This is a genomic window from Microbacterium californiense (genome assembly GCF_047246625.1).
Lineage (GTDB): Bacteria > Actinomycetota > Actinomycetes > Actinomycetales > Microbacteriaceae > Microbacterium.
In genome coordinates this window covers 2,099,333-2,119,004 of sequence record NZ_JBFOKQ010000001.1, presented here as the reverse complement: position 1 = coordinate 2,119,004, position 19,672 = coordinate 2,099,333, and the positions used below count along the sequence as shown (strand labels likewise).

General features: G+C 70.3%; 19 protein-coding genes. 5 read left to right on the top strand and 14 right to left on the bottom strand.

The genetic code is table 11. From position 1 onward, the window contains the following. Positions 1 to 74: 74 nt before the first annotated feature. The 3 genes from AB3M82_RS10125 to AB3M82_RS10115 form a co-directional block, all read right to left on the bottom strand. Entirely contained in the window at positions 75 to 296 is a 222-nt protein-coding gene (locus AB3M82_RS10125; protein ID WP_412957595.1) for a hypothetical protein, read from the bottom strand. A gap of 136 nt (positions 297 to 432) precedes the next feature. Further along, entirely contained in the window at positions 433 to 1,434 is a 1,002-nt protein-coding gene (locus tag AB3M82_RS10120; RefSeq protein WP_412957593.1) for a hypothetical protein, read from the bottom strand. Between the two features lie 212 nt (positions 1,435 to 1,646). Next, positions 1,647 to 5,828 carry a PQQ-dependent sugar dehydrogenase gene (locus AB3M82_RS10115; protein WP_412957590.1) on the bottom strand — a complete coding sequence of 1,394 codons (4,182 nt, stop codon included), beginning with the start codon at positions 5,826 to 5,828 and terminating at the stop codon, positions 1,647 to 1,649. A gap of 207 nt (positions 5,829 to 6,035) precedes the next feature. Between AB3M82_RS10115 and AB3M82_RS10110 the strand changes: the two genes are divergently transcribed. Both AB3M82_RS10110 and AB3M82_RS10105 read left to right on the top strand, forming a co-directional pair. Then, positions 6,036 to 6,281: a ribbon-helix-helix domain-containing protein gene (locus AB3M82_RS10110; RefSeq protein ID WP_412957588.1), complete on the top strand. Its 246-nt coding sequence runs from the start codon at positions 6,036 to 6,038 to the stop codon at positions 6,279 to 6,281. Then, complete coding sequence (locus tag AB3M82_RS10105; RefSeq protein ID WP_412957585.1) at positions 6,278 to 6,598, top strand: type II toxin-antitoxin system RelE/ParE family toxin; 321 nt, start codon at positions 6,278 to 6,280, stop codon at positions 6,596 to 6,598. The genes AB3M82_RS10110 and AB3M82_RS10105 overlap by 4 nt, the downstream gene beginning before the upstream one ends. A gap of 44 nt (positions 6,599 to 6,642) precedes the next feature. Here the strand turns inward: AB3M82_RS10105 and AB3M82_RS10100 are convergent, their stop codons facing one another. The 9 genes from AB3M82_RS10100 to AB3M82_RS10060 form a co-directional block, all read right to left on the bottom strand. Beyond that, a complete protein-coding gene (locus AB3M82_RS10100) occupies positions 6,643 to 7,761 on the bottom strand; it encodes a glycerate kinase (protein ID WP_412957583.1) in 1,119 nt (372 codons plus the stop codon). A 64-nt stretch (positions 7,762 to 7,825) separates the two neighbouring features. Then, positions 7,826 to 8,710, bottom strand: a complete 885-nt coding sequence (locus AB3M82_RS10095) for a sugar phosphate isomerase/epimerase family protein (RefSeq protein ID WP_412957581.1) — start codon at positions 8,708 to 8,710, stop codon at positions 7,826 to 7,828. Next, complete coding sequence (locus AB3M82_RS10090) at positions 8,707 to 9,909, bottom strand: DUF993 family protein (RefSeq protein ID WP_412957579.1); 1,203 nt, start codon at positions 9,907 to 9,909, stop codon at positions 8,707 to 8,709. The genes AB3M82_RS10095 and AB3M82_RS10090 overlap by 4 nt, the downstream gene beginning before the upstream one ends. Positions 9,910 to 9,914: 5 nt before the next feature. Continuing rightward, complete coding sequence (locus AB3M82_RS10085; RefSeq protein WP_412957578.1) at positions 9,915 to 11,111, bottom strand: Gfo/Idh/MocA family protein; 1,197 nt, start codon at positions 11,109 to 11,111, stop codon at positions 9,915 to 9,917. A 67-nt stretch (positions 11,112 to 11,178) separates the two neighbouring features. Beyond that, positions 11,179 to 11,922, bottom strand: coding sequence for an ABC transporter ATP-binding protein (locus AB3M82_RS10080; protein WP_412957577.1), 744 nt, complete (start codon positions 11,920 to 11,922; stop codon positions 11,179 to 11,181). Continuing rightward, positions 11,912 to 12,664 carry an ABC transporter ATP-binding protein gene (locus AB3M82_RS10075; RefSeq protein ID WP_412957576.1) on the bottom strand — a complete coding sequence of 251 codons (753 nt, stop codon included), beginning with the start codon at positions 12,662 to 12,664 and terminating at the stop codon, positions 11,912 to 11,914. The genes AB3M82_RS10080 and AB3M82_RS10075 overlap by 11 nt, the downstream gene beginning before the upstream one ends. Beyond that, positions 12,661 to 13,806, bottom strand: a complete 1,146-nt coding sequence (locus AB3M82_RS10070; protein WP_412957574.1) for a branched-chain amino acid ABC transporter permease — start codon at positions 13,804 to 13,806, stop codon at positions 12,661 to 12,663. The genes AB3M82_RS10075 and AB3M82_RS10070 overlap by 4 nt, the downstream gene beginning before the upstream one ends. Next, positions 13,790 to 14,674, bottom strand: a complete 885-nt coding sequence (locus tag AB3M82_RS10065) for a branched-chain amino acid ABC transporter permease (protein WP_412957572.1) — start codon at positions 14,672 to 14,674, stop codon at positions 13,790 to 13,792. The genes AB3M82_RS10070 and AB3M82_RS10065 overlap by 17 nt, the downstream gene beginning before the upstream one ends. 10 nt (positions 14,675 to 14,684) lie before the next feature. Then, the gene (locus tag AB3M82_RS10060) at positions 14,685 to 15,923 is read right to left on the bottom strand and encodes an amino acid ABC transporter substrate-binding protein (RefSeq protein WP_412957570.1); all 1,239 of its coding nucleotides are present in this window, start codon (positions 15,921 to 15,923) and stop codon (positions 14,685 to 14,687) included. Positions 15,924 to 16,050: 127 nt separating this feature from the next. Here AB3M82_RS10060 and AB3M82_RS10055 point away from each other — a divergent pair, with 127 nt between their 5' ends. The 3 genes from AB3M82_RS10055 to AB3M82_RS10045 all read left to right on the top strand — a co-directional run bounded on the left by AB3M82_RS10055 (position 16,051) and on the right by AB3M82_RS10045 (position 18,378). Beyond that, positions 16,051 to 17,064 (top strand): LacI family DNA-binding transcriptional regulator, encoded by a 1,014-nt coding sequence (locus AB3M82_RS10055; protein WP_412957569.1) that lies wholly within the window; start codon positions 16,051 to 16,053, stop codon positions 17,062 to 17,064. A 98-nt stretch (positions 17,065 to 17,162) separates the two neighbouring features. Further along, entirely contained in the window at positions 17,163 to 17,822 is a 660-nt protein-coding gene (locus AB3M82_RS10050; protein WP_412957566.1) for an alpha/beta fold hydrolase, read from the top strand. A 43-nt stretch (positions 17,823 to 17,865) separates the two neighbouring features. After that, complete coding sequence (locus AB3M82_RS10045) at positions 17,866 to 18,378, top strand: O-acetyl-ADP-ribose deacetylase (RefSeq protein WP_412957564.1); 513 nt, start codon at positions 17,866 to 17,868, stop codon at positions 18,376 to 18,378. Positions 18,379 to 18,508: 130 nt separating this feature from the next. Here AB3M82_RS10045 and AB3M82_RS10040 read toward each other — a convergent pair whose 3' ends face one another. Together AB3M82_RS10040 and AB3M82_RS10035 are read right to left on the bottom strand one after the other, a co-directional pair. Beyond that, complete coding sequence (locus AB3M82_RS10040; protein WP_412957562.1) at positions 18,509 to 18,910, bottom strand: thiol-disulfide oxidoreductase DCC family protein; 402 nt, start codon at positions 18,908 to 18,910, stop codon at positions 18,509 to 18,511. A gap of 1 nt (position 18,911) precedes the next feature. Further along, a complete protein-coding gene (locus tag AB3M82_RS10035; RefSeq protein ID WP_412957560.1) occupies positions 18,912 to 19,607 on the bottom strand; it encodes an SOS response-associated peptidase in 696 nt (231 codons plus the stop codon). Between the last annotated feature and the right edge of the window lie 65 nt (positions 19,608 to 19,672).

The window sequence follows — 19,672 nt, the reverse complement described above, 5'->3', positions numbered from 1 at the left end:
GCTCCCATACGGCCTGGTGGTCACGGTACTCTCCTGCACCCGCCGACGAGAAGAGCGGATGCCGTCGACGCGGGTCACAGCGGCAGCTCGTCGTCCGACGGACCGAGGTCCGTGTCCATCGACGGCATGTCCTGTTCCGCTCCCCAGATGATGTCGGCGTCGACCGCCCAGTCGCTGGCGTCGATGCCGGCGAGCTCGTCCCCGAAGGCGTTCAGATCGATCGGCGACGTCAGTGCGTCGTCGGGGTCGGTGCCCGCGCCGGCATCCGGGTCGGGTCCGGAGAAGTGAGCGTCCACGATGGGGTCTTCCTGTTCGGATCACGGCGGGAGGCGCCCGCCGGCGATGATGTCCGGGAGAAAGGACTCCCGGTGGTCAGGACTCTGGCCCGGCCGCTCCGTCGAGTGGCCGGGCCGAGCACCGGACGTTCCCCCGTCAGAAGCTGACGTCCCCGTCGACGTCGGTCGCGGTGTTCCCCAGCACCGCGTCCAGGTCGACAGCCACATCGACGTCAGTGTCGAACGTCGCGGTGTCATTGAACGAATCCGTGACGGTGGTGTCGTAGTCGTCGTTGAACGAGTCCACGGCGATGTCATCGATGTGCACGTCCATCTCCTGGTTGTAGGAGTCGTCGATGTCCGTGTACGTCGAGTTGTCGGTGTTCACCGAGCTGTCGGTCCAGGTGTTGTAGGAGCCGACCACGTTGCTCACGTCGAACGTGCTGTTGAGGTTCAGGTCCCCACCCGCCGTCATGTTCGTCGTCTCGGTGAGCGTCGTCGTCTGTGTGACGTCTCCGGCCGCCGCGATCGAGTCGGTTCCCGACGCGATGACGGAGTTGCTGTGCTGGGCGAGGCTGACGTCTCCCCCACCGGAGAAGTTGTTGTTCGACGACTGGTCCGCGACCGTGTTGTGCACCTGGATCGATGCGGCCCCCGCCGCCGCTGCCGCGCCCGCGCCGCCCGAGCCGAAGTCGATGCCCGCGTTGTACGTGCGCATGCCGGCGCTGACCGAGTGGTCGTCCACGGAGTTGTCGTTGAACGAGTCGGAGAGGCTCACGTCGATCGAGTTGTCGGTCGTGGAGTTGTCGCTGTTGTCCGAGTTGTCCGAGTTGTCGCTGTTGTCCGAGTTGTCGGAGTTGTCCGAGTTGTCGGTCATCGAGTTGTCGGAGTTGTCGGTCATGGAGTTGTCGGAGTTGTCCGAGTTGTCCGTCCAACTGTTGTCCGTCGTGCTGTTGTCGCTGTTGTCGGAGTTGTCCGAGTTGTCGGTCGTCGAGTTGTCGGAGTTGTCGCTGTTGTCGCTGTTGTCCGTCGTGCTGTTGTCCGAGTTGTCCGAGTTGTCGGAGTTGTCCGAGTTGTCGGTCCACGAGTTGTCGGAGCTGTCGTTCAGCGAGTCCGCGATGGCGCCCGAGTTCTCGGCGTCGGTCAGTTCGATAGCCATTTCAGTGATCCCATCCCGGGGCTCGGCCCCGACTGATTGTGTGATGGGTACAGCCTCGTCTCGGCATCCGCCTCACGCATCGGGGACGCATCCGGGTATTCCCGCACCACCCTTAGGGGGAAGACCCCCTGCCGGGTGACCCGCCCCGGCAGGCACGGACGCAGGGAGCCCCCGGTCTCCCGGGGACTCCCTGTCGGTGGCGGCAGGCCGGCCTACTGCGCGGCGCCGGCCAGCGTGAACGGCACGGTCGTGGCGTTGCCGGCCACGTCGTACACGACCAGCGTGTTCGCCCCCGCCACGGCCCCGAACGCGCCCGGTGCGACGGCGTTGAGGTCCGACCAGACGTTGTCGGTCAGGTCCTTCGCCACGCCGTTGACCGTGAGCCGGTCGATCCGGTTCGCGTCGTGGAGCTTGAACGACACCCGGGCGTAGGCGCCGTCGGCGGCGGTCGACGAGCCGTCGGTCTTGACCGTCACGGTCGGCGCGGTCACGTCGAGCGTGAAGCGCACGGTCGTGGCGTTGCCCGCCGCGTCGTAGACCACCAGGGTGTTCGCACCCTCGACGGCTCCGAGCGACCCGGGAGCGACGCCGTTGAGGTCCGACCAGACGGCATCCGTCAGATCCTTCTCGACGCCGTTGAGCGTGAGCCGGTCGACGTCGCCCGCGTCGTTCAGCTTGAACGACACCTTCGAATAGACGCCGTCGCGGCCGACCGTCGCCCCCGGCTCGGCCTTCACCGTGACCGCCGGGGCGGCGGTGTCGGTCGCGGCGGCGGTGACGGTGAGGTCGCGCAGGCGCCCGAAGTTGTCGAACGAGCCGAAGCCCACCCGCCCCTCGGGGAACGTGGTGTCGTTCGCGGTCAGGAGCGGAGCATCGAGTCCGTCGACGTAGACGGCGATGTCCCCGGTCTCGGCGCAGCGGACGACGCGCACGTCGTGCCACTCCTCGTCGGTGACGGCGGGCGGCGCGCCGACCGTGCCGTCCCACTGGTCGTCGATCCGCTCGCGGTCGGCGTCGTCCACCTTGAAGATGCCGTTGTGCGGGTAGATCGTGTTGTCCTTCGACAGGTGCGCGTAGTAGTACTGCGTGTCGGACTGCCAGCCGAAGACGATGATGACGTCGCGGTTGTTGACCGACGCCTTCTCGTCGAGGCGCACCTGCGCGTCGAGGGCGAACGACCCGAGCACCGGCCCCTCGGTGAGCACGGCGTACTCGAACGGCCGGCGGATGCCGTCGTCGGGGTTCGTGCCCGGTTCGGTGAGCACGATCTCGTCGCCGGGGAACTCCCACTTCGACGGCGTGCGCGGCGCCCAGTCGTCGGCCGCCATCACGTCGGTGACGACCTCGCCGTCGGGCGTGCAGGCCGCGGGCGCGGGCGGCTCGACCGGAGGCACGGCGTACAGGGCGTACTGGGCGGCGATCTGCTCGGCGGTCGGCACCGTGTCGAGCAGCATCACGTCGTCCATCCGTCCGTGGAAGGGGTTCGCCTCCCGCGTGTTCTGCGGGAAGCTGCCGCCGATCTTGATGCCGGCCGGAGCGGTGTCGCTCGTGGCCCCGGCGCCCCACGGGTTCGAGGTCGTGTACTCGCCGGCGAGCTCGGCGCCGTTCATGAACAGCTTCATCTCGCCGCCCGCGAAGTCGAAGGTGGCCGCGAGGTGCACCCACTGCCCCTTCTTCAGGATCTCGTCCCACGGCAGGTCGGCGGCGAACGTCCAGGAGCCGGCGCCGTCGACGCGGCGTCCGAGGGCGACGAGCTTGAGCTCGCCGTCCACCGTGATCACCTCGAGCAGTGCCCGCACCGCGTGCCCGTCGGAGGTGCCCGTGAGCACGCCCGCCAGCCCGATCGCGTTGTAGACGTCGTCCGGGTTCGCGGTGCCGGAGTTCAGCGCCGGGTGGTCGCCCGTCGGCTTGAACCAGCCCATCACCGAGATCTCCTCGGCTCCGGCGAAGTCACCGAGCGTGTCGACGCCCGAGGCGTCGTACACCCCGGCCTTCCAGTCGTCGTTCGACGCCGTGGTCGGGCTCATCTGCTGGGTCTGCAGCGCCTTGCCGGCGCCCGGGTACGCGCGATCCGCGACCCGCTGCTCGACGCCGCCGTTGATGAGCGAGATGTCGGTGCCCGAGAGCCCCTGGTCGAGCTCGACCTTCGGATCGGCGGCCGGGTGGTCGAAGTCGTAGTGCGTCACCAGGTTCCGTGCGAGCTCCGGCAGCACGAACGGCGAGGCCGGTCCTGCCTCGCGGGCGCCGGTGACCTTCCAGATCTTGCCGTTCGCCTTCGACACCAGGTACAGCTCGCCGTCGGCATCCGACCCGAACCGCAGGTCGACGCGCGTGTCGCCGACCAGCTCCGGGAACGTCGTCTCGACCCCGTCGTGGAACACCCGGAGCTGCTCGATCGTGGCGAGGTCCTCGATGTCGCCGTCGCCTCGCACCATCTCGTCGGCCTGCGTGGACAGCACCCACCCGCGCACCAGGTCGGTGAACAGGTAGCGGCCCTGCAGCGCCTCGATCTCACCGCGGTACACGAACCCGCCGTTCACGGCCACGCCCGCGTCGCCGGTCTGCCCGGGGTCGCGATTGTGGTCGTAGGCGGCCACGGGGTACGTGAAGCCGTTCTCGGCGTCGTCCTCCGGCAGCGGGAAGATCTGCCGGTTGTCGGCGAGGAACGACCCCTCGCGCACCGACCATCCGAAGTTGTCGCCCGCCTCGACCGCGTAGATCGACTCGACCTGCCATTCGCCGATGTGGGCGAGGTACATGGTGTGGTCGCCCTCGGGGTCCCAGCTGATCCGGTGCGGGTCGCGCATGCCGACCGCGTAGATCTCGGACAGCGCCCCCTCCTCGTCGACGAACGGGTTGTCGTCGGGCACGCCGTACGCGCCGTTCTCGCTGTCGTCACCGGTGGGGTCGATGCGCAGGATCTTGCCCTGCGGCGTGGCGAGGTCCTGCGGGTTGCCGTTGCCGACCCCGTTGCCGCCGTCGCCGACCAGGATGTAGAGGATGCCGTCGTCGGCGCTCCCCGGCTCGGCGGTGGGGTTGAACGCGATCTGCTGGACGGTGTGCACGCGCCCGCCGAACGGGATGCGCATGACCTCGCGGTGCGAGCCCGCGAAGGTCTCGGCCGAGGGGTCCGACGCCTTCCACTCCGTGATGACGCTGTGGAACTGCGTGTTGCCGTAGGCGGGGAAGTCGGGGGTGTCCTGGGTCAGGGCCGTCCCGCCCTCGGTGTGCACGGTGTAGAACAGCCCGTTGTCGGCGAAGTCGGGGTGGAACTCGGCGGCACCGAGTCCCGTGCCCAGTCCGGCGCTGTTGTGGAAGTTGTCGACGAACTCGTCGCGGACGTTCAGGTAGGGCACGTGCGCGCCGGTCTCCTTGTCGACCAGGTAGAGGATCGCGTTGTTGTCGGGCACCATCAGGCGCCCCGAGCCGTCGGGGACCTCGTCGAGGTGGGTGATGCGGTTGTGCCGCACGAGCCGCGGGTCCTGCGTGGCCGGGGTCGTCTGCGACGCGGGCAGCTGTGCGAGCTCGGTCACCTCGATGCCGAGCGTCGCGAGCGCGGGATCGGGGAGCGGGTTCAGCAGCGGCTGCGCGGGGGTGTCGCCCGCCGCGCAGTCGCCGGCGTTGCCCGTCGCGATCGCCAGGTTCTCGCCCGAGGTGTCGACGGCGACGTCGTCGAGCAGCAGGCGTCCGGCGCTCGATGCCCCGTTCTTCCAGAAGAAGCGATCCAGGTCGCCGTTCACGGCCTGGCGGAACCCGAACTGCTGCTCGGTCCCCTCGGGCAGACGCGTGATCTCGTCGTAGGCGCCGCCCTGGCTGTAGACGGCGACCTTGTCGGTCGCGTTGTCGGCGACGATCCAGACGCACTGCCACGCGTCGCGCGACCAGACGCCGGCGGGCTTGAACGAGCCGCCGTCGCGCACGCGCAGCACGTCGTCGTTCTGGTTGTTGACGTAGGCGCGGCTGTGCACGTAGTCGTTCGGGGCGTCGACGTCGGTCAGCCCGAACGACGTGTCGACGCTCCCGATGCGGAGGAAGCGGAAGAAGAGCGTGCCCGTGGTGCCCTCGGCGATCGCCGGGATCGCGCGGACGGCCTGCTGACCACCGCCTACCGACTCGACGACCTGGTTGTTGCCGTTGAGCGGGTCGGCGACGACCTGTGGAGCAGCGGATGCCGTCCAGCCGTCCTGCCCGTTCAGAGCGGTGCGCGTGTACTGCTCGAAGTCGATCACCTCGGTGAACGGCTCGTCGGCGGCGGCCGGGGCAGCGGCGAACAGCGCCCCGATCATGGTGGTCGCGATGACGGCCGCCGTGGCCCTCCGCCGTCGTCGACCTGGGCGCGGAACGGCATCCGTCCGCCGGCTCGCCTTCGTGGACCGCTCGATTCGTTCCTGCATCAGAGACCTCTCAACGTCATCGTCGTGTGGTGTCGTGCCGATGTGGTGTCGCGCTCCTCCCCGGGGCGGCACTGCAGAGGAGAGGACGATCAGCGGCGCGTTCATTCGTGCGTAAGCGCTTTCGCAACCGCTTTCGTAGCAATGTAGCCCGTGACCACCGTGGGGGCAAGGGTTGGCAAACTTTGTCAATCGCCGTACCGTTGATACATGAGCACCATGAACATCTCGCTTCCCGAGTCCATGAAGGACTTCGTCGAAGAGCAGGTGGAGGCGCGGGGCTTCGGCACGAGCAGCGAGTTCGTCCGAGACCTGATTCGCACCGAACAGGATCGGACTGCTCTCCGCGCTCTGGTCGTCGACGGAATGAGATCCGGGCCGGGATCGGAGCTGGACGACGACTACTTCGAGCGCCTGCGACAGCGGGTTCGCTCGAACGAAACGCCCGCGGAGTGACAGCCCGTCGGGTCGTCACGTCCCGCCAGGCGGACGACGACATCGACTCGGCGCTGGACTACCTCCTCACCGCAGGACGCCCTGAGACGGTCCGCGCCTTCATCGACGAGTTGCAGCTCCTCCGCGATCTCCTTGCGGAGTTCCCCTCGATCGGATCCTCCCGCTTCGCGCTCGAAACCCACATCCCCGGGCTGCGTGACATCGCCATGAAGCGGTTCGACTATGTGATGTTCTCCACCGACGACGAGGACGCCGTTCGGGTGCATCGACTGTTGCACAGCAGCCGGGACATCCCCGCGACGCTCTCCGGCCGGTGAGACTCGGACGATCGGCTCGAGTCGTCCGCCCAAGTCGTTGACGGTCAGCGCGCCGCGAAACCGTGGGCGAGCACGGCGCCGGCGGCCTGCAGCCACTGTGCGGGATGGCGCATCGCGGCCTCGCCCGACCCCGCGAGTCCGGTGAGCGAGGCGACGGCGGCGAAGGCGCCGGTGTCGGCATCGGCCGCGATACGCCCGGCCGCGAGGAACGCGGGCACCTCGGCGGCGGCCGCCGCCGTCGCGACGTACGACGGCACCTTGCCGGCCCCCGACTGCCCGTCGAACGCCCCCTCTCCCGTGACGACGACCGCGGCATCGGCGAGCGCAGCGGGGAGGCTCACGAGCTCCCCCACCTCGCGCGAGCCGGCGACCAGCCGGGCGCCCCAGGCCAGCAGACCGAACCCGGTGCCGCCTGCCGCGCCCGCCCCCGGCGTGGCGGGATCGGCGGAGAGCAGCGCGGCGAGGCGTGCGAGACCCGCGTCGGCGCGCTGCACCCCTGGAGCATCCAGCCCCTTCTGGGGGCCGAACACCGCGGCCGCGCCGCTGGGCCCGAGCAGCGGGTTGGTGACGTCGCTCAGCACGACCACGCCACCCGGCGGCAGAGCATGCAGCCCGCTCGGATCAACGGATGCCGCGTGCCGCAGCCCCCGCGACCCCAGCGGGATCGGCGCACCGGCGTCGTCGAGGAAACGCGCGCCGAGGGCCGTGAGCATCCCGGCTCCTCCGTCGGTCGACGCACTCGACCCGATGCCGAGCACCAGCCGCGAGACCCCCGCGTCGAGGGCCGCGGCAACGGCCTGCCCGAAGCCCAGAGTGTGCGCGTCCTCCCCCAGGCGCCGGTCACCGAGCAGCTCGATGCCGCTCGTCGACGCGAGCTCGGCGACGCCCGTCCCCCCGGGCGCATCGGGCGTCGCGGGCAGGCGCAGCCACGCGGCATCCGTCGGCGCCCCGTCGGGTCCTGTCACGGTCACCGGCACGCGCACCGCGCCGTCGACGGCCGCGGCGAACGCGTCGAGCGTGCCCTCTCCCCCGTCGGCCAGGGGCCGCAGCACCCGCCGGTCGCCCGGTCGCACCGACGCCCACCCGGCGGCGAGCGCGGCCGCGGCGTCGGCGGCGGCGATCGTGCCCTTGAAGCTGTCGGGGGCGAAGACGACCGATGTCACGGTCACCACGCTACGCGCGCGCCGACGCCGCGCGGGCTCGCGCGGGCCGCGACCGGCGTCGCGGTCATGCGCGCGCCGCGGCGGGGGCGAGGAAGGGCGACACGCTGCGTCCGAACGCCTCGGCCGTCTTCCGCACGACCGCGGCCGGATCGTCGGCCCAGATGTCGGCGTGGAAGATCTCGACCTCGATGTCGCGGTCGTAGCCGGTCGCGACGACGGCCTCCGTCAGTGTCCGCAGGTCGATGACGCCCTCGCCCGGGTAGTGCCGGCTGAGCAGCACGTCGGCGGGCAGCGGCGTCTTCCAGTCGCACACCTGGTAGGTGGCGATGCGCCCCTCCCGGCCGGCGCGGGCGATCTGATCGAGCACCTGCGGGTCCCAGAAGATGTGGAAGGTGTCCACGGCGGCCCCCACCACGTGCGGGTCGAAGTCGGCGGCGATGTCGAGCGCCAGGCCGAGGGTCGAGACGACGCAGCGGTCGGTCGCGTACATCGGATGCAGGGGCTCGATCGCGAGGGTCACCCCGGCGGCCTCGGCGTACGGCGCCAGGTCGCCGATCGCATCGCGCACCCGCTCCCGGGCGCCCGCGATGTCGCGCGACCCCTCCGGGAGGCCGCCGGCGACGAGCACCAGCACGGCCGTCGACCCCGGCGCCCCGGCATCCGCCAGCGCCGCCGTCTCGTCGATCGCTGTCCGGTTGTCGTCGAGGGACGCCTGCCGCTGCCGGTCGTCGGATGCCGTGAAGAACCCGCCCCGACAGTGCGTGGTGAAGCGCAGCCCCGAGTCGGAGAGCATCGCGGCGGCGGTCGTCAGCCCGACGGCGTTGACCGGCTCGCGCCACAGCCCTATCGCCTGGATCCCCGCCCCGCGCGTGACGTCGAGCGCCGTCCGGAGGTCGGCGTGCTTGATCGTCGCCTGATTGATCGAGAGCCGGGGGTCGGGGGCGTTCATGCGATCACTCCGTTCAGCCGCAGCATCGCGTGCCAGCGCTCGGCGGCGAGTTCGGGCTGCTCCAGCGCGCGGGCCGCGTTGGCGAGCTCGACGATGCGGGAGAGGTGCGGAAGGCTGCGCGCCGAGTGCAGGCCGCCCACCATCTGGAAGGCCGTCTGATGGCCGTTGAGCCAGGACATGAAGGCCACGCCGGTCTTGTAGTAGAAGGTCGGCGCCGCGAAGATCTGCCGGCTGAGCGCCTCGGTCGGGCCGAGGATCTCGAGGTACCGGTCGGGGTCGCCGGCATCCAGCGCCTGGATCGCGGCGGATGCCGAGGTGGTGAGCGCCGCGAACGCCCCGAGGAGCGCGTCGGAATGGCTGCGCGGCGTCGCCGACGCGCTGACCGGCTGCGTCGCGGCGGGAACCTCGGCGCCGCCGATCAGCCCGACGTAGTTGAAGTCGTCGCCCGTGAACATGCGCACACCCTCGGGCAGCCGGTCGCGCACCGCCACCTCGGAGGCGGCGTCCAGCAGGCTCATCTTGACTCCCGCCACCCGGTCGGGGTTCTCCTCGATGATCTCGAGCAGCACGTCCGAGGCCAGACGCCAGTCGTCCGAGCCGAAGTAGCCCACCAGCTGCGGGTCGAACGCGGTGCCCAGCCAGTGCAGCACGACCGGGGTGGTCGCGGCGCCCAGCACCTCGCGGTACACCCGGCGGTAATCGTCGGCCGACTGCGCCGCGCGCGCCAGATGCCGCGAGGCCATGAGCACCGGACCCGCGCCCTGCTCCTCCGTGAAGTGGAGCTGCGACTTGTACGCGTCGATCACGGCATCCACGGAGATGTGCTCGTCGTCGATGTGATCGGTGTTGACCCCGACCACGACCGAGCCGCCCTCCTCCCGCGCGACCTCGGCCGAGCGGGCGATGAGCTCGCGGGTGGCCGCGGCATCCAGGCCCATGTTCCGCTGGGCGGTGTCCATGGCGTCGGCCACCCCCAGCCCCCACGCGTAGGCGTGGCGGCGGAAGGCGAGCGTGGCGTCCCAGTCCACGTCGGCCGGGCGCCCCGGCGTGTTGTCGCCGGAGGTCTTCGGCACCACATGGGCGGCCGCGTAGGCGACGCGACTGCGCAGGGCGCCGTCGGGTCGCGCGTACCCGGGCGCTTCCGCCAGGTCCGCCTCGGACGTCGTGCCGTCCGCGGCGAGCAGTGTCAGTCCGCGCATGCCGGTCACTCCAGCGCGAGCGGGGTCAGCTCGATCTTGCGGCCCTCACGCGCGGATTCCAGGCCGGCCTCGGCCAGCTGCACGCCGCGGGCGCCCGCGAGCAGATCGAACGCGTAGTCGGTGCCCTGCACGTACGACTCCAGGAACTCCTCCCACTGCTGGCGGAACCCGTTCTGGAACACGTCGTTCGTGGGCACCTCCGCCCAGTCCGCGTCGTAGTCGTGGTCGTCGGCCAGGTCGGGGTTCCACACCGGCTTCGGGGTCGCGTTGCGGTGCTGGATCTTGGCGCCGAACAGCCCGACGACCGCCGAGCCCAGGGTGCCGTCGACGTGGAACTCGACGAGCTCGTCGCGGTTCACCCGCACGGTCCACGAGGAGTTGATCTGCGCCACGATGCCGCCCTCGAGCTCGAAGATGCCGTAGGCGGCGTCTTCGGCGGTGGCGGTGTAGTGCTCGCCGTTCTCATCCCACCGGTCGGCGATGTGCACCGCCGCCTGCGCGTAGACGGTCTCGACCGTGCCGAACAGGTTCTCGAGCACGTAGTTCCAGTGCGGGAACATGTCGACGATGATGCCGCCGCCGTCTTCGGTGCGGTAGTTCCAGCTCGGCCGCTGCGCCGGCTGCCAGTCGCCCTCGAACACCCAGTACCCGAACTCGCCGCGCACCGAGAGGATGCGCCCGAAGAAGCCGGAGTCGATGAGCCGCTTCAGCTTCTGCAGGCCCGGGAGGTACAGCTTGTCGTGCACCACGCCGGTCTTGACGCCGGCCTCGCGGGCCAGCCGCGCGAGCTCCAGCGACTCCTCCACCGACTCGGCGGTGGGCTTCTCGGTGTAGATGGTCTTGCCGGCGGCGATGGCCTTGCGCAGCGCCGCCGCCCGGGCCTTGGTCACGAGGAAGTCGGCGTAGATCTCCCAGCGCGGATCGGCCAGCGCGGCGTCGAGGTCGGTCGTGTAGTCCTCGATGCCGTGGCGCTCGGCGAGCTCGGCGAGCTTCTGCTCGCTGCGTCCGACGAGCAGGGGGCGCACGGTCACGCGCGTGCCGTCCGAGAGCTCGATGCCGCCCTGGTCGCGGATCGCGAGGATCGAGCGCACGAGGTGCTGCCGGTAGCCCATGCGTCCGGAGACGCCGTTCATGATGATGCCGATCTCCCGCGTCTTCGCGGGAGCGGGCGCCTCGGTCGAGGCGGTGGTGGTAAGGGACATCTCGTTCCGTTCTTGCGTCGTGGATGTGCGGTGCACGGTGTCGGGGGTCCGCGTCGTGAGCGGGAGCTCAGCGGGCCGCGGGCTTGCCGCCCAGGTAGAGCGCGGCCAGGGTCGGATCGGCGAGCAGCTCGGATGCCGGGCCCGAGATGTGCACGCGTCCGAGGTCGAGCACGCAGCCGATGTCGGCGGTCTCGAGCGCGCGCCGCGCGTTCTGCTCCACGAGCAGCACGGCGGTGCCGGCATCCCGCATGCGCACGACCTGCTCGAAGACCTTCTCGGTCGTCTTGGGGTCGAGGCCCATGGAGGGCTCGTCGAGCAGCACGACCTTCGGGCTCACCATGAGCGAGCGCGCGAACTCGACCTGCTTCTGCTGGCCGCCCGACAGGAGTCCGGCGAGCTGCTTCCACCGCTCCCCCACGATGGGGAAGAGGTTCTGCACGAACTCGACGCGCTCCTGGATCACCTTCTGGTCCTTCAGGGTGAAGGCGCCGAGCATCACGTTCTCGCCGATCGTCATCTCGCGGAACACGCTGTGGCCCTGGAGCACGTGCGCGAGGCCGTTGCGCAGCATCGACTGCGGACCGTCGCCGGTGATGTCGCGCCCGTCGACGCGGATGCTGCCCGACCGGGGCTTGAGCATGCCGCTGGCGACCTTGAGCACGGTCGACTTGCCCGCGCCGTTCGGCCCGACGAGGCAGACCACCGATCCCGGGGGCACCTCGACGGTGAGGCCGCGGAGCACGAGCGCCGCTCGGCCGTATCCGGCTTCGATGTCGCGCAGCTCCAGCAGGTACTTCGCTTCAGACTCCAAGGTAGGCCTCCAGGACTCGCGGGTCTTGCTGGATGATCTCGGGGGTTCCTTCGGCGATCGGACGGCCGCGGTCGAAGACGACGACGTGGTCGCAGAGGCTCATGACCATCTCCATGTTGTGCTCGACGATGATGAACGTCTTGCCCTCCTCGTTGAGCTCGCGCACGAGGGTGGCGATGCGCCCGATGAGGGCGGGGTTCACGCCGCCCGCCGGCTCGTCGAGCATGATCGTGTCGGGTTCGCCCATGAGCACGCCCGCGAGTTCCAGCAGCTTCTGCTGGCCGTAGCTGAGGTTGCGCGCCTCGGCGTGCTCGAGGTGGTCGATGCCGACGCGGCGCAGCCATCCGCGCGCCCGCTCGAGCTCGTCGGGGTCGTGGGCCGAGCGCAGCTGACGGCGGATGCTCGTGCTGCGGACGGCGACCAGCAGGTTCTCCATCACGGTCATCCGCGGGAACACCCGGCACAGCTGGAAGCTGCGCCCGATCCCGGCCCGCGCGATACGGTCGGGCGACTTCCGGGTGATCTCCTGGCCGCGGTAGCGGACCTCGCCGGAGTCCGGCTTGATCATGCCCGTGACGCAGTTGAAGAAGGTCGTCTTGCCCGAGCCGTTCGGCCCGATCAGTCCATTGACCTTGCCCTCGTGGAAGGCCACCGAGGCGCCGTCCACCGCGGTGACCCCGCCGAAGGACTTCGTCATCGAGGCCGTGCTCAGGCTCTCGAGCGTGGTGGTGGCGGCGTTCATGATGACCTCTCCTCGGTCGAGGCATCCGCTGTTCGCGTCGATGCGGGGACGGTGGCCCGACGCGACTCGTTCTGCTCGAGCAGCTCGGCGGCGGTGATCTCGCGGATGGACGCCTGGTCGGACTTGCGGCGCAGCAGCGACATGACCGACGGGATCACGCCGTCCGGCATGAACAGCACGACGATGCCGAGCAGGATGCCGGTGGCGATCAGGTGGAACTGGGTGTCGCCGAACTCGAGCTTGAAGTACTCCAGCGCGACGCCCACGACCACGGCGCCGAGCAGCGGACCGAACAGATTGCGCACACCGCCCAGGAGCGCCATGAGCACCATGTACGACCCGATGAGGATCGAGAACTGGAAGATCGGGTCGAGGTCGCCGAACCACAGCGCGTAGAGCCCGCCGCCCAGCGCCACGAAGAACGCCGAGAGGATGTACGCGATGAGCTTGTAGCGGGTGGTGGGCACGCCCAGCGACTGGGCCTTGTCCTCGTCCTCGCGGATCGACTTCAGGGCGGTGCCGAACTTCGACCGGTCGATGATCCACCACGTCAGCAGCGCGATCGCGAGGATCAGCACGAACAGGTAGAAGAAGATCCGGTGGTGGTCCGGGCGGAGCATCCCCGGGAAGGGCCGGGGGACGTTGAGCCCCTCGGAGCCGCCGGTGACGTCGCGCCAGCTCTGGAACACGAGCAGCATGATGAGCACGAAGGCGATCGAGACGATCACGAACGAGGCTCCGCGCACCCGGAGGGCGGCGATGCCGATCGGGATCGCGACCACCGCGACCAGCACCGTGGCGAGGATCCAGGCGACGAAGCCGGGGAGCGCCAGATACTTGATCAGCAGGCCCGTGCCGTAGGCGCCGAGCCCGAAGTAGGCGGCGTGTCCCAGGGAGATGTACCCCGTGAACCCCCCCATGAAGTTCCACCCCGTCGACAGGACGGCGTAGTTCAGGATCACGACGCCGGCCGACAGGATGTACGGGTTCGGCGCGATCGTCGGGAACGACAGGATGAGGGCCGCCCCGATCAGGATCAGGACGATGCGCACCCAGGTCGTCGAACGTCGACGCACGGGCGCGGGCGGCGCGACCACCACCGTCTCGGTGGGGATCGGCTCTCTGCTAGAAACGCTGGGCAAGACGACCTCCGAAGAATCCCTGCGGGCGGAACATGAGCGTGGCGAAGAGGGCGACGTAGAACACCGTCTGCGCCCACGTCGGTCCCAGCGGCAGCTGGAGCAGGCTCTGCGCGATCCCGAGGACGAGGGCCGCGATGGCCGCGCCCGGGATGCTGCCGAGACCGCCGACGACGATGATCGCCATGAGCGGGCCGATCCAGTGCCAGTGCAGCGAGGGGTAGATCGTGGCGTCGAGCGACAGCGCCGTGCCGCCGATCGCCGCCGTGGCGAGACCCAGTCCGAAGCCGTAGCCCGCGACCCGGTCGGTGTTGATGCCGACCAGGCGAGCCGCCTCGGGATGCTGGATGGTCGCCCGCAGCGCCTGGCCGAACCGCGTGTACTTCAGCAGGACGAAGAGTCCTGCCAGAGCCACGGCGGCGAGACCGAACGCGATGAGCTTGACGACCGGCACCTGCGCGCCGAGCACCTCGAGGCTCGCACTGGCGTACGGCAGCGGGATGCGGCGCTGGGTGCCCGAGAAGAAGAACCCGAGTGCGCCCTCGATGATGAGCGCCACCGCGAAGGTGAGCAGCACCGACATCATCGTGAGCGTCAGGGGCTTCAGCCGCGAGACCAGCAGGCGCTGCATCACGACGCCGGTCAGGAAGAACAGCGGCACGGTGACGACCAGCGACACCAGGGGGTCGATCCCCGTCTCCCGGTTGAACCACCACGCGAGGTACGCGGCGAGGATCAGGAAGGCGGAGTGCGCGATCATCACCACGCGCATGATGCCGAAGTAGAGGGTGAGGCCTGCGGCCAGGAGGGCGTAGAGCCCTCCCAGCAGCACGCCGAGGATCAGGCTTTGGAGGAGGAGAGAACCGCTCACGATACGCGGATCACCACGCCGGCTTCGGGAAGAGGAAGTCGGTCTCCTTGACGTCCTCGGGGAGGACGATGCGGATCTCGCCGCCGACCCACTGCTGGATGAGGTGGGCGCCGGTGGGCTTGCCCGTCTCGTCCCAGCTCAGCGGACCGACCACGGTCTCCACCTCGTTGTCGCGGAGCCAGTCGATGAGCTTCTGCTGGCACTCGCCCTGCTCGGCGCAGCCGACGGCCTCGACGGCGGCGGCCACGACCTGGCCGGTCGTGTAGGCGTTCGCCTCGTCCTCGGCCGGCGGGTTGCCGTGCATCTCGGTGTACTTCTCGACGAACTCGATGTTGCTGGGGAACTGCGAGTCCGGCGAGTACCCCGTGGGGGCGAGGATGCCCTCGGTGGCCCCGCCGATCGCGGAGGCGAACTCGGGGTTGGTCGGGGCGGTCGAGAACGCCGCGAGCTCCGGCTGGTAGTTCAGCTGCTGCAGCGCGATGATGAGGTTCACGGCGTCCTGGTACTGGGTGCCGCCGATCACGATGTCGGCATCCGACTGCGCGATCTTCGCGGCGATCGTCGAGAAGTCCGTCGTGTTCGGCGGGTACACCTCGTCGACGAGGATTTCGACGCCCGCCTCCTCCAGCTTGTCGCGGAGCCCGTAGGCGGTGCCCTGGGCGAACGGGTCGTCCATCGCGGCGACCGCGGCGGTCTCGGGCCGCTGGTCCTCCGGCAGCGCGAGCAGGTAGTCGGCCAGGTTGTTGTAGTGGTCGTTCGCGATCGCGGGCGCCGCGTAGAAGAGGTTGTCGAAGCCCTGCTCGAACACCTCGGCGGCGGCGCCGGCCGGCTCGACGAAGAGCATGCCGTACTCCTGCGCGACCCGGGCGGAGGGAACGACGAGGCGCGTCGAGAAGGGGCCGAACACGAGGTCGACGCCGTCCTGGGCGATGAGCGACTCGTAGTCCGAGACCACGCGGTCGGCGTTGGACTGGTCGTCGAGGATCTTCAGCTCGACCTGCCGGCCGAGCAGTCCGCCGTTCTCGTTGACGATGTCGCGCCAGGCCTCGTAGCCGCGCTCCACGCCCTTGCCCGGTTCTGAGAAGTCGCCGGTGAGCGGCAGCGAGATGCCGATGACGATGGGGTCGTCCGAGCCACCCCCTTCCCCCGACTGGTCTCCGGTTCCGGAACAGGCCGAAACCGTGAGGGCGGCGATCGTCAACGAGCCGATCGCTGCGGCAATCCGTCGACCTTGGCGGCGTGCAGTCATCCGAGTCTCCTACGTCATCGTAGCGAAAGCGCTTTCGTAAGCGCTTCCGCCACTATAGTAGGGGGCGGATACGAGAGCAACCCACAGCGCGATCAGCGTCGATTTTGCTCCAGGGGGAAGGTTCTTCGTGAAGCGTACTGGCACGCCACGACTCGTCGACGTGGCCGAGGCCGCGGGCGTCTCGCTGGCCAGCGCGTCCCGCGCGATGAGCGGCGGCCCCGGCATCTCCCCCGAAGTCGCGGCGCACGTGCGGCGCATCGCGCAGCAGCTGGGTTACGAGCCGAACCTCCATGCCCGCGGGCTCGCCGGCGGGCTCGTCCCGACCATCGGTCTCGTGGTGCACGAGATCGGCGACCCCTACTTCTCCGAGATCGCCAGCGGCGTGATCCGCAGCGCGACCGTCGAGAACCGGTCGGTGCAGATCGCGCAGGCCGACCGTACCCCCGGCAGCGAGCTCGCGCAGGTGCAGGCCCTGCTGCGCCAGCGCGTCGGCTCGATCATCATCGCCGGCTCGGGGTACGCCGACGCCCGCCACGAGGAGGGCATGGCGGCGGCGCTGACCGACTACACGCTCGCCGGCGGCCGCGCGGCCGTCATCGGCCGCCACCATCTTCCCGTCGACGCCGTGCTGCCCGACAACCACCGTGCGGGCATCTCGGTCGGCCGCCACCTCGCCGAGCTCGGACACCGCCGCATCGGCGTGGTCGCCGGCCCCCTCGACCTCAACACGGTCTCCGACCGCATCGCCGGGCTGCGCGAGGGGATCGCGGATGCCGACGTCGAGCTGACCGTCGTGTCGAAGGCGTTCACCCGCGAAGGCGGCATTGCCGGCGCGCGCGAGCTGCACGGACGCGGGGTCACCGCCATCGTCGGCCTCAACGACGCCATGGCGATCGGCATCCTCAGCGAACTGCGCACCGAGGGCATCCGCGTACCCGACGAGGTCTCGGTCGTGGGCTTCGACGACATCGCCGTCGCGGCCGACGTCGCCCCCGCCCTCACGACCGCGCGCATCCCGATGTTCGACATGGGGCGCCACGCCGTCGAGCTGATCCTCCGGCCGGCGAGCGACGAGCCGCGGACGATCGCCACCAGCCACGAGCTGATCGTGCGCGGATCGTCGGGGCGCCCGCGCCGCTGACGGAGCCCCTGGCCGGGCCCGCGCGACCGGGCTATCGTGTGTCGCGTGGTCCCGGCGCCGGTGCCGGGACGGCGCGACGACATCCCTCGGAGGCCATCATGGCGACGTTCGCACTCATCCACGGCGGCGGCTCGAGCGGCTGGGACTGGCACCGCGTCACCCCGCTCCTGGAGCGCCTGGGCCACGAGGCCGTCGCGGTCGACCTGCCGACGGAGGACGCGGATGCCGGGTTGGACGACTACGTCCGCACGGTGGCGGATGCCGTCGGCGACCGCGGCCGCGTCATCGTCGTCGGCCACTCCCTGGGCGGCTTCACCGCGCCGCTCGCCGCCGAGGCGCTGGGCGCCGACGGCCTCGTCTACCTCTCGGCCATGATCCCACTGCCCGGGGAGGTCTTCATGGACTGGTGGGAGAACACCGGGCACGACCGCGAGGACGTCCCCGACGACCCGGAGGCCGTGTACTACAACGACGTCTCCGCGGAGCTGGCCGCGGAGGCGCGCGCCCACGAGCGCGACCAGCAGGGCACGTGGCTGTCGGAGCCGTGGCCCGGCGAGCGCTACCCCGACGTCCCGACGATGGGGATCGTCTGCACGGAGGATCGGTTCTTCCCTCCCGAGTTCATGCGCCGGCTCATCCGCGGACGGCTGGGCATCGAACCGGTCGAGATGCCCGGCGGGCACTACGCCGCGCTCACGCAGCCCGAGGCGCTGGCTTCGCTGCTGGACGACTTCGCGCGCAGGGTCGGAGCCGGCTGACGCATCCGGCCCCCTCGCCCGGCAGGTGTGCGACGCTGGACGCATGGTCGAGGTCACCGCCGTCCTGGGCGACATCACGCAGCAGCACGTCGACGCGATCGTCAACGCCGCCTCCCCGCAGATGCGCGGAGGGGGCGGGGTCGACGGCGCCATCCACCGCGCCGGCGGACCCCGCATCCTCGCGGACTGCATCGCCCGCTTCCCGCACGGCCTGCGCACCGGCGATGCCGGGTGGACGACCGCCGGCGACCTGCCCGCGACCTGGGTGATCCACACGGTCGGCCCGAACCGCACCGCGGGCCAGACCGATCGCTCGCTCCTCGAGTCCTGCTACCGCCGCTCGCTCGCCGTCGCCGACGAGCTCGGCGCGACCACCGTCGCGTTCCCGCTCGTCAGCGCCGGCATCTACGGCTGGCCGCTCGACGACGCGATCGACGCCGCCGTCACCACGATCCAGGAGACACCCACGCGCGTCGAGAGCGTCCGGCTCGTCGCGTTGAGCGACGACGTTCATCGGCGCATCGAGGCGGCTGTGCTGCGACAGTTCCCGGAGTGACGCCCCGCTCCGACGCCCGTCCTGTGGGCGCACCACGGCGTGCGAGAACGGAGACGAGGCGCGGAGGGATCGGCGTGTCTCGGGGACGCCTCGCCGACGGATGCCGGGATCGTCTCTGTTTTCCGACGGGTCAGACGGGTCGCGGCAGGGCGCACGCCGCCGTGCCGCCGGGAAGACGGTGCCGGAAGCGGGCGATCAGCGCGTAGCCGACCGCGGCCGCCCAGGAGAACGGCGGGGTGACCAGCAGCTGTCCGGCGAACCGCACCACCCCCTGAGGCTGCATCCGCAGCATCGCCGCGAACGCCGCGTGCCCTCGGTAGCGCTTCCCGCCCGCCAGCAGCCAGACGTAGCGCGTGACGTCGCCCCGGGTGAGGCCGAGCGCCTCGACGTCGGTCCACTGCGAGGGCTGCGCCTCGGGGAACCGCGACAGAGTCCGTTCGAGCCGCCCGACCCACGTGGTGCAGAAGCCGCAGTCGCCGTCGAAGACGAGGAGTGGCCGCGCAGCGGGGGTCGCGGTGCCGACGGTTCCCATGTCAGGCCACCGGCTCGAGGATCGACGGGTCGGACGGGTCGACCGTGCGGGAGTTGTTGACCTTGCGGTCGACGACGTACTCGTGGATCGTCGCGGCGACATCGGCCGAGGTGTGGTCGAGCATCGCCAGCGTGTCGGTCTTCACCTGACCCGTCAGCTTCTCGGGCGTCAGCCAGGCGTCCCACGTGTCGGGGGTGAGGAACGCCGGCATCCGATCGTGCACCTCGCCCCCGGCATCCCGCGCCTGCCGGGTGATGACGACGAAGCAGCGCGACCGCTCCCCGTTCGGCAGCTGCATCGACCACGTGAGCCCCGCGGCCGACAGCATCCCGTCGCCGTGCAGGAAGTGGGGCGTCTTGTCGCCCTTCTCGCCCGTCCACTCGAAGTAGCCGCGCATGGGCACGATGCAGCGGGCCGCCGAGAACGCCGGCGCCCAGAACCCCGTCGCGAGCTTCTCCGCGCGGGCGTTGATGATCGGGGCGCCGCTCGGTCGGTTCGCCGGCTTCTCCCAGTCCCAGCGGACGAGTTCGAGGATGCGCCCCTCGCCACGGTCGCGCACGATCGGGGCGCTCTCGGTCGGCGCGATCGAGTACGCCCCCGCCCACGACTTCCACCAGTCCTCGGGCTTGCCGCCCTCGGCGACATACTCCTGGATCAGCTCGTCGGTCTGGGCGTCGTTCGCGAATCGGCCGCACATGGCTTCGACCCTACGCCTCCGCAACGACACCGGGGCGGGCGCGAGGACGGAGGCCCGCGGGCATC

Bases quoted from the DNA above. Each gene is read 5' to 3' on its own strand.
- AB3M82_RS10120 (WP_412957593.1), bottom strand. From the start codon at position 1,434: ATGGCTATCGAACTGACCGACGCCGAGAACTCGGGCGCCATCGCGGAC.
- AB3M82_RS10115 (WP_412957590.1), bottom strand. From the start codon at position 5,828: ATGCAGGAACGAATCGAGCGGTCCACGAAGGCGAGCCGGCGGACGGAT.
- AB3M82_RS10110 (WP_412957588.1), top strand. From the start codon at position 6,036: ATGAGCACCATGAACATCTCGCTTCCCGAGTCCATGAAGGACTTCGTC.
- AB3M82_RS10095 (WP_412957581.1), bottom strand. From the start codon at position 8,710: ATGAACGCCCCCGACCCCCGGCTCTCGATCAATCAGGCGACGATCAAG.
- AB3M82_RS10090 (WP_412957579.1), bottom strand. From the start codon at position 9,909: ATGCGCGGACTGACACTGCTCGCCGCGGACGGCACGACGTCCGAGGCG.
- AB3M82_RS10085 (WP_412957578.1), bottom strand. From the start codon at position 11,111: ATGTCCCTTACCACCACCGCCTCGACCGAGGCGCCCGCTCCCGCGAAG.
- AB3M82_RS10075 (WP_412957576.1), bottom strand. From the start codon at position 12,664: ATGAACGCCGCCACCACCACGCTCGAGAGCCTGAGCACGGCCTCGATG.
- AB3M82_RS10060 (WP_412957570.1), bottom strand. From the start codon at position 15,923: ATGACTGCACGCCGCCAAGGTCGACGGATTGCCGCAGCGATCGGCTCG.
- AB3M82_RS10050 (WP_412957566.1), top strand. From the start codon at position 17,163: ATGGCGACGTTCGCACTCATCCACGGCGGCGGCTCGAGCGGCTGGGAC.
- AB3M82_RS10045 (WP_412957564.1), top strand. From the start codon at position 17,866: ATGGTCGAGGTCACCGCCGTCCTGGGCGACATCACGCAGCAGCACGTC.
- AB3M82_RS10040 (WP_412957562.1), bottom strand. From the start codon at position 18,910: ATGGGAACCGTCGGCACCGCGACCCCCGCTGCGCGGCCACTCCTCGTC.
- AB3M82_RS10035 (WP_412957560.1), bottom strand. From the start codon at position 19,607: ATGTGCGGCCGATTCGCGAACGACGCCCAGACCGACGAGCTGATCCAG.